General features: G+C 61.3%; 8 protein-coding genes and 1 pseudogene. 1 reads left to right on the forward strand and 8 read right to left on the reverse strand.

The window, feature by feature from the left end:
- The 4 genes and pseudogenes from WCA53_RS13505 to imuA form a co-directional block, all read right to left on the reverse strand.
- A pseudogene (locus WCA53_RS13505) lies at positions 1-273 on the reverse strand (DUF2501 domain-containing protein); the annotation flags it as partial.
- Positions 274-388: 115 nt separating this feature from the next.
- Entirely contained in the window at positions 389-3550 is a 3162-nt protein-coding gene (locus WCA53_RS13510) for an error-prone DNA polymerase (protein ID WP_423910844.1), read from the reverse strand.
- Between the two features lie 6 nt (positions 3551-3556).
- Positions 3557-5041: a Y-family DNA polymerase gene (locus tag WCA53_RS13515; RefSeq protein WP_423910847.1), complete on the reverse strand. Its 1485-nt coding sequence runs from the start codon at positions 5039-5041 to the stop codon at positions 3557-3559.
- Positions 4971-5678: a translesion DNA synthesis-associated protein ImuA gene (gene imuA / locus WCA53_RS13520; protein ID WP_423910850.1), complete on the reverse strand. Its 708-nt coding sequence runs from the start codon at positions 5676-5678 to the stop codon at positions 4971-4973. Before imuA ends, WCA53_RS13515 begins: the two co-directional genes overlap by 71 nt.
- 80 nt (positions 5679-5758) lie before the next feature.
- Between imuA and WCA53_RS13525 the strand changes: the two genes are divergently transcribed.
- Entirely contained in the window at positions 5759-6685 is a 927-nt protein-coding gene (locus WCA53_RS13525; protein ID WP_423910853.1) for a DUF72 domain-containing protein, read from the forward strand.
- A 45-nt stretch (positions 6686-6730) separates the two neighbouring features.
- On the opposite strand, the gene WCA53_RS13530 is transcribed toward WCA53_RS13525, so the two are convergent.
- From WCA53_RS13530 to WCA53_RS13545, 4 genes are all read right to left on the reverse strand, one after another.
- The gene (locus WCA53_RS13530; protein WP_423910857.1) at positions 6731-7876 is read right to left on the reverse strand and encodes an alpha-hydroxy acid oxidase; all 1146 of its coding nucleotides are present in this window, start codon (positions 7874-7876) and stop codon (positions 6731-6733) included.
- A 76-nt stretch (positions 7877-7952) separates the two neighbouring features.
- Positions 7953-8864: a LysR family transcriptional regulator gene (locus WCA53_RS13535; RefSeq protein ID WP_423910861.1), complete on the reverse strand. Its 912-nt coding sequence runs from the start codon at positions 8862-8864 to the stop codon at positions 7953-7955.
- Positions 8865-9047: 183 nt separating this feature from the next.
- A complete protein-coding gene (locus tag WCA53_RS13540) occupies positions 9048-10667 on the reverse strand; it encodes a diguanylate cyclase (protein WP_423910865.1) in 1620 nt (539 codons plus the stop codon).
- The coding region (locus WCA53_RS13545) for a diguanylate cyclase domain-containing protein (RefSeq protein ID WP_423910868.1) at positions 10661-11007 on the reverse strand (347 nt) is incomplete at its 5' end. The genes WCA53_RS13540 and WCA53_RS13545, both read right to left, overlap by 7 nt.

Consider the following 11007-nt stretch of genomic DNA (forward strand, 5'->3'; position numbering starts at 1 on the left):
GCTCATCAGCGAGTCCTTCACCGACGAAGCCGACGACGCGCTGCTGCCGCTCAAATAATTGTTCTTGACGCAGAACTGCAGCACACCGGCGACATTGCCGGTGCTGCCCGATGTAACGGATTGTCCGGGCAACATGCTGCTCAGGCCGCTCATGCCGCTGGACGATCCGCCACCCTTGAGCAGGTTGCCGATCTGCGCGTGGGCGGCGGAAACGGGAAGCAACACGGCGATCAGAATCCCAGTCACAGTGGCGCGGTGAGTACGGATTTTCATAGTAGAACTCCTTTATTCCTTGGCTGGCGAAAAGCCCCTCTCTGACGTAAAAATTTACAGAGGAGACCGGCCGTTTCGAGGCGAATATCTATCGTGCCTTGGAAGCGAATTCAGTTCAATGAAAATCCCGGCTGACGCTCGTCAGTCCGCCTAATAGATGAGACATATCAACTAATCGTTGCGCTACGAGATGCCGCACCTCGCCTTCACACTGCCACGTCCCGTACACGGCGAGCAGCGTGGCGCCGAGCGCTTCGCGCCGTTGCCTCTCCAGAAGACTGGGCCACACGATCACGTTGACGTTGCCGGTTTCGTCTTCGAGCGTAACGAACATCACGCCTTTCGCAGTGCCCGGCCGTTGTCGCACCGTGACGAGTCCGCAGCCGCGTGCGAGCTTGCCGTTGCGGTAATTGCGCAATGTCGACGCTGGCATCAGTCGCTGTTCGAGCAACGCCGGCCGCAACAATTCGAGCGGATGGCGTCCGAGCGTGAGACCCGTCGCCTTGTAGTCACTGACAATATCATCGCCCTCCGATGGCGCGCCAAGCAGCGGCGTAACGTCTTCTACACGGGCGTCGGTGAGCATGTCCTTGTCGGGCACCGCAGCCGCCGATTGCCAGAGCGCTTCGCGCCGATTGCCCGCCAGCGAGGCCAGGGCGTTGGCCGCAGCAAGTGCCTGCAAGTCGTGCCGGTCAAGTTGAGCGCGTTGTGCAAGGTCCCCCACGTTCGCAAACCGGCGGACGGAGCGCGCGGTTTCGATACGCTGCGCCGCACCGTCCCGCATCCCGCGAAGTAGCGACAAACCCAGCCGCACCGCAGGCCTGTCGTGACCTTCCACATGATCTTCCTGACGCTCCAGCACTGAATCCCAGCCGCTGATGGCGACATCGGCGGGAAGTACGGTTACGCCATGACGCCTTGCATCCTGCACGAGTTGCGACGGCGAATAGAAGCCCATGGGCTGTGAATTCAGCATGGCCGCGAGAAAGGCCGCCGGCTCGTGGCGCTTCAACCAACTGCTGACATAGACGAGCAGCGCGAAACTGGCTGCATGGCTTTCCGGAAAACCATATTCTCCGAAGCCCTTGATCTGCTCGAAAATACGTTCTGCAAACGCCTTTTCATAGCCACGTTCGATCATGCCGTTCACTATGCGATCGTAGTATTTTTCCAGGCCACCCTTGCGCTTCCAGGCGGCCATCGCGCGGCGCAGGGCGTCAGCTTCTCCGGCCGTGAAGCCCGCTGCAATCATCGCAATCTGCATGACCTGTTCCTGGAAGATCGGCACGCCCAGGGTTCTTTCCAGTGCAACCCTCAGATCATCATTAGGATAGCTGACTTCCTCCAAACCCTGCCGCCGCCGCAGATACGGATGCACCGCGCCGCCCTGAATCGGGCCGGGACGCACGATTGCGACCTCGATGACCAGATCGTAGAACTCGCGCGGCCGCAGTCGCGGCAACATCGACATTTGCGCACGCGACTCGATCTGGAATACGCCAATGGTGTCCGCATTCGAGATCATGTCGTAGGTCGGCTTGTCGTCGGGTGGAATGTCCTGCATCTCGAAACGCTCGCCACGCTGTTCGGAAATAATGTCCAGCGTGCGCCGAATGGCCGACAACATGCCGAGCGCGAGCACATCGACTTTTAAAAGACCGAGCGCTTCCAGATCGTCCTTGTCCCACTGGATCACGCTGCGATCCTGCATCGCCGCATTTTCGACCGGCACTAGCCGGGTGAGCTTTTCGCGGCTGATGACGAAACCACCGGAATGCTGCGACAGATGCCTCGGAAAATCCAGCAATTGCGCGGCCAGCGACGCCCACGCCTGAATCAACGGATTCTCGGGATCGAGACCGGATTCGGTGAAGCGTTGTAGCAGGTCCTGAGTGTTGTCGAACCACTGATGCGACTTCGCGACGCGATCCACAATCTGCGGATCGACACCCAGCGCCTTGCCCGTTTCCCGCAATGCACCCCGCGGCCGATACGTTGAAACAGCCGCCGCGATCGCCGTGCGGTCGCGTCCATATTTTCGATAGATGTACTGGATGACTTCCTCGCGCCGCTGATGCTCGAAGTCGACATCGATATCCGGCGGCTCGCCGCGTTCCTTGCTGATAAAACGCTCGAACAGCATGTTGCTGCGAGCCGGATCGACTTCGGTGACACCCAGGCAATAGCAGACCGCGGAGTTGGCGGCCGAACCGCGTCCCTGGCAAAGAATGTTCTCGCTGCGCGCGAAGCGAACGATGTCATAGACTGTCAGGAAATACGCCTCGTATTGCATTGCCGAGATCAGGTCGAGTTCATGTTCGATCTGCGTCTGCACCTTGTGCGGAATGCCGAGTGGGAAACGCCGGTGCGCGCCAATGTAGGTTTCCTGCCGCAAGTAAGCCGCATGGGTATATCCGGGCGGCACGAGTTCGTCGGGATATTCGTAGCGCAGGTCATCGAGTGAAAACGAACAGCGCTTGAGCACGTTGAGCGTTTCGTCGAGCGTGTATTCCGGATAAAGATTCGCAAGACGCAGCCTTGAACGCAGATGCTGTTCGGCGTTGGGCGCGAGATCGTAACCGCATTCCGACACCGGACGGCCGACGCGAATCGCGGTCATGGTGTCCTGCAACGGCTTGCGCGAACGAACGTGCATCACCACATGGCCGGTCGCGACCACGGGTATTTTATAAAGCGAAGCCACATGCTCGACCATGCCGCGATGGATGTCGTCGAGCGCGCGCTGGTGCAGCGTCAAACCGACCCATGCGCGCTGTGGAAACGTGTTGTCGAGCCATTCGACCTGGGCATCGAGCGGTTGCTGTTTCGCGGGGAAATCGGGAACCAGGATCGCGAGGCAATGCGGCATGCCGCGCAGATGAGCGTATTGCTTGTCGGGTCGCGCGATATCGTTCGGAGTCAGAAGGTAAGTGCCCTTCCTGGCACGCATGCGGCCGATGGTAATCAGTTCGGACAGGTTGCCGTAGCCCTCGCGGTTTTGCGCCAGCAAGACGAGTCCGAAAGCGGGCGTGAGATCCGCATTGACGAGCCTGAAGTACGACCCTATAACGATCGGAAAACCAAGCTTCTTCGCTTCCACATGGGCACGAACCACGCCCGCGACCGAGCATTCATCGGTGATCGCAAGCCCCGCATAGCCCAGTTGCTGCGCGCGCGCCACCAGCTCTTCTCCACGCGAAGCGCCGTAGAGAAAAGTGAAGTTGGAAAACGCGAAAAGCTCCGCGTACGCGGGCAGCATGGAGAAGGTCGTATCCATGGCGCATTATCCAAACAGGCCGTGGAGGAACCAGCGTGGGTCGTCGGCGTCCGCACTGCCTGGCCGCTCACGATAGATCCAGTAGCAACTCTGGTCGTTCGCTTGCGCGACAAAGTAATCGCGGCTCGTCAGGCCCCCGTCGAACCATCCCGCTTCAATGCGCTCGCCGGTCGACATCAGCTTGAGCGACGAACCATAGAACGGACGATGGTTCTTCATCATCAGTTGCAGCGGCTTTTCAAGCAGCCACGCAGGGCGCGGCAGGTCGGCGGGCACGGCTTCGGGCTTTTGAGTATCGGTGACGGAGATCCATCGATTGGCATGTTCCGGCCGATGATCAGACGAAGGCGCCGGCCGCAACACGTTCGCGGCGCCCAGCCGCGCGACCAGTAATTCCAGCAGCCGGTTGTGGTCTTCAGCCGTACCGCCGGGTTCGGGAAACAGCGATTCGGTTGGCGGTTCCGCAGGCTGCACTTTCGTCGCCGTCAGTCGAAGCGCGAGCACGGCCGCCACGAGTTCAGTGCGCCCAAGCCGTTCCTTGAGCAGGCGCATGAGATGTTCTTCGTGCCACGTCGGCTCGCCGAGTGCGATCTGGATGATGGTGGGATCGACGGCTTGGCGGCCGCGTTCATGTTCCAGGATAAGTGCGGCGTGCGTGAGCGCCAGTTGTTGCGCGCTCAGCCAGCCGCACAGTTGCACGATCAGGCGGCGTGCGGAAAAGAGCATGGCCTCGGCATGCTCGATCCGGTCGGGCAACTCGATGCGCGCGCTGAAACCCGGCGGCACGGCCAGCCATTCGTAAAGCTCGGGCGCGAGACCATAGGCGCGATCGAGCGAATCCAGCAACTCGACGCCGCAACGCTTTTTCAGGCCGGCGCGCGGCAAGCGGCGGATATCGTCGAGCGTCTTGCAACCAAGACCCTCAAACCAGTCGATGAAGGCGCGCACTTCCGGTGCGGCGGAAAACGGCAGCGGCCCGAGCGCGCGTTCGAGCGACGTCATCTTGAGGACCCGCCGTTTGCTGCGCTGGGCGCGTCCGGCCGATTGAGCCAGCAGCCACGCGCCCTGGCCAGTCGGCGCCGTGCTCATGCGCGCCGTGACCCCGATCGCGCCGACAATCTCGCGCATCTGGCGACACAGGCGCACGATGCCGCCGAAAAGCCGCAAGCTCGCCGTTACATCGATAACAACGGTTTCCTCGTCGCAGAGCGCAGCCATCGGGGAAAATTTCATCAGCGAAAAAGCGACTTCGCGCATGACATCGCTTTCGCGGATCAGGTCGCGCTCATGCATCGCGATGTCCGGCGACAACGTGAGGACGCCACCGCGCTTCATGCCCACGCACACGCCGGCTTCGCGCGCGCCCCGGTCCGCGATGAACACCTTGTCGCGCATGAGGACGACACAGCCGTGTTCTGCTTCACGCGACCAGCGGGGACGGAATACTTCCAGCGATAGCCGGGGCAGATGTATGCCGACGTACACGGGCATAGGGACTCAGCAGGATCGGAGAGGGTTGCAGGGTGATCGACAGTTGTTCGGCGCGAGTCGGGCCTTTACGCTTGATCACATCGACGACAATGCCGTCGCCGGCGGGACGCACGCCGAGTCGCAACGTAGCCGGCGACGAATCCGATGCGCTTGCCAGCGGCCGCACCATCAGGAACAGCGTCTCCGATGATTGAGCCGCCATATGGAGGCGCCGCAGGGATTCGGTGCGCGCATGGTTTTGCCAGACGATAAGCGCGCCGCAACTGCCGGTCTTGAGGATTTGTTCGGCGGACCACAATGCATCGGCGGTTTTCGACGCACGCAGTCGAATCAATTTGTCGAGCGGAACCCCCAGGTAGGCGAACGCGAGAGAATTAGGAAGGTGAGGCGGTTGCACGAGCACGATCGGGCGCTTGCTGACGGCGGCGAGCGCAGGACGCAACAATCTGATTTCGCCCACGCCCGGCTGTTGCACCAGCAACTCGACGAGCGTTCCCAGCGGCCATCCGCCGCCCGGCAATTCCGCCGACAGCACCGCGTAGCCCGTGTCGACAGTCGGCCCGCGTGCATGAGCGAGCTGCGACCCGCGCCACAAGGCAGGATGGATATCTTCGACGTTTTTAGGCAGGGCGGACATGATAAAGTGCTGTATGGATATACAGTACTTTACTTGATATTGAGATAAATTGAACTGTCCTTTTTTATCGGAGGCATGCGGTGACCATTCTGGTTGGCACGGCGTCGTGGACGGACCCCACGCTTATCAAGTGCAAGCGCTTTTATCCGCCTGGTTGTTCGAGTGCGGAGGCGCGCCTGCGGCACTACGCTTCGGTGTTTCCGCTGGTCGAGGTCGATTCCAGTTATTACTCCATGCCCAATGGCGCGAATTCCGTGCTGTGGGCTGAGCGAACGCCCCCTGAATTCGTATTCAATATCAAGGCGTTCCGCTTGTTCACCGGCCATCAGACCGCGCGCGACATGTTTCCGAAAGACATGCAGCCGTACCTGCCGCAAAGCGATAAACAGAACCTGTACTACAAGGATTTGCCCGGCGATTTCCTGCAGGAAATGTGGCGCCGGTATCTCGAGGCGATCGAGCCGCTGCGTTCGGCGGCCAAGCTCGGCGCCGTGCATTTTCAATTCGCGCCATGGGTGATCTGCAACGCCGATGGCATCCGCCATGTCGAGCACTGCGCGGACGTCATGCAGGGTTATACGATGGCGGTCGAGTTTCGAAACCAGACCTGGTTCGACGACCGGCGGCGCGAATCAACGCTGGCGCTTGAGCGGGAGCGTGGGCTGGTGAATGTGGTCGTCGATGAACCGCAGGGGTCGCGCAACAGCATTCCTGCCGTGTGGGAAGTGACGCAGCCGCGGCTGGCGGTGATCCGCTTGCATGGGCGAAATCATGAGACGTGGAATATCAAGGGCGCGGTGGCCTCGTCGTCGAGGTTCAACTATGACTACAACGACGACGAACTCGATTCTCTCGCCAAGCAGATTGTGGAGATATCGAAGGCGGTGAATATCACGCATGTGGTCTTCAACAACAACTACGAAGATCAGGGGCAGAGGAATGCGCGGACGTTGATGGGTTTATTGGACGACGCCGTCGCTGGCCGGGGTGAGCCATCAGCTGTATAGCGTGTCCTACATCACGACGAGCCGTTTCACCCCGTACCCCCCTCTTCAACGCGTCCCAGGCAACAAAATCCGCCCATCCACCTGACGGATGTCGGTGTGTCCGCAAAAGGCCATCGTGGTGTCCAGTTCCTTATGAATGACCTCCAGGCACCTTGTCACCCCGGCTTCACCCATCGCACCCAGGCCATAGAGGAAGCTGCGGCCGATCAGCGTGCCCTTGGCGCCGAGCGCTACGGCTTTCAGCACGTCCTGTCCGCTGCGGATGCCGCCGTCCATCCACACCTCGATGCGCTCCCCGACCTCACGCGCGATCTCGGGGAGTGCGGATATCGAAGAAGGCGCACCGTCAAGCTGCCGTCCACCATGATTAGAGACGATGACCGCGTCGGCACCACTGTCCGCCGCAAGGCGTGCGTCCTCAACATCCATGACCCCCTTCAGGATGAGCTTGCCGCCCCACTGCTTCTTGACCCACTCGACATCGGCCCAGCTTAAGGCGGGATCGAACTGCTCGGCGGTCCACGAGCCCAGCGACGATAGATCGCCTACGCCCTTCGCGTGGCCGACGATGTTGCCGAAGGTACGACGCTGGGTGCCGAGCATGCCGAGGCACCAGCGCGGCTTGGTCGCCAGGTTCATGAGGTTCGCGATGGTCAGTTTGGGCGGCGCCGATAACCCGTTCTTGATGTCCTTGTGCCGTTGGCCGAGGATCTGCAGGTCGAGCGTGAGCATCAGCGCACTGCACTTCGCCGCCCGCGCTCGCTCGATCAATCGCACGATGAAATCACGGTCGCGCATCATATAGAGCTGGAACCAGAACGGCTTGCTGGTGTTTGCTGCGACGTCCTCGATCGAGCAGATGCTCATTGTGGACAAGGTGAACGGGACGCCGAACTTCTCCGCCGCGCGTGCCGCAAGGATCTCCCCGTCGGCATGCTGCATGCCGGTCAAACCGGTTGGCGCGAGCGCCACGGGCATGGCGACCTCCTGGCCGACCATCTGCGTGCGCGTGCTGCGACCCGCCATGTTGACCGCCACTCGCTGGCGCAGCTTGATGCGCTGGAAGTCGCTTTCATTGGCGCGGTAGGTGCTCTCGGTCCACGAGCCGCTGTCGGCATAGTCGTAGAACATGCGCGGCACGCGGCGCTCTGCTAGCACGCGCAAATCTTCGATGCAGGTGATGACGGGCATGATCTCTCTTAAGCGCGGGAACGGACGATGAGTATAAGTTCTCACCACGCGTTCTCGAAGCGCTGAGCAACCCTACCTAAAGCAATTCGATCCCATCGAGCTGCGCGGCGCACGTATCGCGCACGATACTGACAAAGTCCTCAAAGTACGGCCGGCTTGCGATGGACTCCATCGATACCGCGTAAAGCTCGCTCCACAAACCCGCCGCCCCGATGCGTTTGGCCAGCACGTAGTCATGATCCACGTAATTCTTGACGCCCCAGTTCGGCAACGCTGCAATCCCACGCCGGCTCGCTACGAGCTGCATGATGGCGACGGTCAATTCCGCCGTGCGTCGTTCCAGCTTGATCCCGGCGGGCTCCAGCACGTCGCGGATCAAATCGATGCGTGCTTCGGGAACCGGATAAGTGATGAGCGTTTCGTCGCGCAGATCCTCTGCGCTGAGCCGGCGTTTGCTTCGAAGACGATGCTCATTGGCGATCACCGCGAGGATCTCAAAGCGGAACAACGGCGCGATGTGCAGGTTGCGCTTGGTTGCCGGTTTCGATCCGATTACCAGATCGGCTTTGCCATCGATGAGAAGGCGCAGCGGATCGGCGTGAAAGCCTGCCACCAGATCTACTTCGACCTCGGGCCAGCGACGCCGGAATTCATCCATGACCGGCATGAGCCAGTCGAAGCATGTATGGCATTCAAGCACGATGCGCAGTTCGCCTCGCGTGTCGCTCTTGAGCCGCGCGATGTCGCGTTCGGCCGCACTGATCGCCGCCAGCACGTCGCGCCCCAGAGCGAGCACGCGATCGCCCGCCGGCGTGAACCGGAGGCCATGCCGCGTACGCTCGAAAAGGGAGGTGTCGTAGTGCGCTTCAAGGTCCTTGATCTGGTGCGATAGCGCTGACTGACTGAGGTTCACGCGTTCTGCGGCGGCGACCAGCTTGCCGGATTCGGCAATCGCGACGAGCGAGCGCAGATGGCGTAGTTCTAGCATTTTTGTTTCTGCGAAGAAGTGCAGGGCAACGCCCCGATATGAATAAAACTAATGTAATCGGCGAAAACATCTCGCGTGATGAATATTAGCGCAACTCGCAGACTCCGCGCTTTTTCCACTCATATCCTCAGCTGGGCGCGCAAACGCAAACGCGAACTGAAGCGGTTCCGGACCCACGCGCTATCAAACAAGCGCAGCGTCCCCGCGAACCGGGCGTCCATGCTCCGCCACGCTCGGGTCACACTGCACGACTTCGCCGCCCGCCGAAAGCAGCGAAGCAGCCACACGATCCCGACCCGCCGCTTTCGCCCGATAAAGCGCCTGGTCGGCGACTTCCACGAGCCGCTGTCCCGAGGCCGTCGGAACCGCTTCCGATGCGCACACCCCTATGCTCACGGTCAGCACCCTATGCTCGCTGCGCGCGTGGTGTACGCCCAGCGCGTGAATGGCTTCGCGCACCTTCTGCGCAATCAGCAACGCGCCTGCGATGTCCGTTTCCGGCAGCACGACCACGAATTCCTCGCCGCCGTATCGAGCGGCAAGATCGCCCGGCCGCCGCAAACATTCGCGAATACGCCGCGCCACTTTGGCGAGCACGTCGTCACCCGCCTGATGACCATAACAATCGTTGAAGGCCTTGAAACTGTCGATATCGATAAACAGTACCGACAGCAGATACGACGAACGAATCGCGCGCACGGTCTCGCGGGCGATCGCTTCATCCAGGTAGCGACGGTTGGAAGCGCCTGTCAGCGGGTCGGTGCGCGCGAGGATGTGCAACGCGTTTTCGGTGCTGATACGGCGCTGGAACTCCCGCGACAATGCGAACGCGAGCGCGATCAGCGCAGCGCACAGGGCCACCGCTGCGCTGCCGATCAACAGTGACCGGCGCTGCCACGCGGCGTACACATCCTCTTGCGCGGGTGCCACGAAGATGATGAACGGCACCGTCGGCGCGCGCTCGAAGACGTACAGGTGGCGGTCGGCATCGAGGCTCGCGTAGCCGAAGAACGCCGATTCGCCGGTATCGACGAAATGCTGGAAATTGGCGCTGTTCTTGAGGCTCGCGCCTACATCGACGCGCCGGAATGGATGACGCGTCACGATCGTGCCGTCGCTGGTGAGAAGGGCGACCACACCGTTCGTGCCGATATCCACGCCGTCGAGCAGCGCGCGAAAATAATCGACGCCGATTGCGCCGACCACCACGCCCGCAAAGCTGCCATCGGCACGTTCCACGCGACGGCTGAAGGGAATCACCCACAGTCCCGCGTGCAATCGCGAAAGCGTCGGCTTGCCGATGAAGAGGCCTGCACGCGCGTTGCGCTGGTGGACCTGAAAATAGTCGCGGTCCGACACATTGACGCCCGGCTGGCCGGTATGGGACGAGTCGATCTGGACCGCGCCGCTCGCATCGGCGTAAAGCATCGCGCCCATGTGACGCGCCGATAGCGCCGCGCGGTCGAACAGGATGCTGTCGCGCACCTGGCTGTCGAGCTTCATGACGTCGGGATCGAGCACATTATTGCGAAGCGCTTGCAGCGACAAATCGAAGAGCTCGAAATTGCGCGTGATGTCGCGTTCCAGAACGAGCGCGACGTTCCTGGATGTATCGACGGCGTTCTTCTTGGCGTCCTCGCGCCCCTCCATTAGTACGACGAAGAACGACGACAGGATCAGCACCGCAAGCACGATGCTGCCCAGGATCAGTCTATGCGGCCGCTTTCGTTCTTGTGCGGCAGTGCGCTTAAAGCGAACGCGCAACGCCGACGTCGCGTGCCGCAGGCCGGGAAAATTCAGCATGGCATGACGCATCCGGCACGGGAATCGAAGGGGCGCAATGGCGAGGATGCGACGCATTCCTGCGGTTCCCGCGTCTCGGGGTTGAACACGGAAACGGTATTGCGGCCCTGGCGCTTTGCGTCGTATAGCGCGGTATCGGCGCGCTTGATGAGCCTGTCGAACGAATCGCTTTCTGAGCGCTGCAGCCGCTCGCTTGCACCGATACTCACGCTCAGTGCGCGATGGTCGCTGAGCGCGTGCGGAATCTGCAAGCCCATCACGGCGCGGCGGACGGCGTCGGCGACGCGCGCTGCGCCATCGAGGTCCGTATCCGGCAACACGATCACAAATTCCTCACCGC

The organism is Caballeronia sp. (genome assembly GCF_049581465.1).
Taxonomy (GTDB): domain Bacteria; phylum Pseudomonadota; class Gammaproteobacteria; order Burkholderiales; family Burkholderiaceae; genus Caballeronia.

Bases quoted from the DNA above. Each gene is read 5' to 3' on its own strand.
- WCA53_RS13540 (WP_423910865.1), bottom strand. From the start codon at position 10,667: ATGCTGAATTTTCCCGGCCTGCGGCACGCGACGTCGGCGTTGCGCGTT.
- WCA53_RS13530 (WP_423910857.1), bottom strand. From the start codon at position 7,876: ATGCCCGTCATCACCTGCATCGAAGATTTGCGCGTGCTAGCAGAGCGC.
- imuA (WP_423910850.1), bottom strand. From the start codon at position 5,678: ATGTCCGCCCTGCCTAAAAACGTCGAAGATATCCATCCTGCCTTGTGG.
- WCA53_RS13515 (WP_423910847.1), bottom strand. From the start codon at position 5,041: ATGCCCGTGTACGTCGGCATACATCTGCCCCGGCTATCGCTGGAAGTA.
- WCA53_RS13535 (WP_423910861.1), bottom strand. From the start codon at position 8,864: ATGCTAGAACTACGCCATCTGCGCTCGCTCGTCGCGATTGCCGAATCC.
- WCA53_RS13510 (WP_423910844.1), bottom strand. From the start codon at position 3,550: ATGGATACGACCTTCTCCATGCTGCCCGCGTACGCGGAGCTTTTCGCG.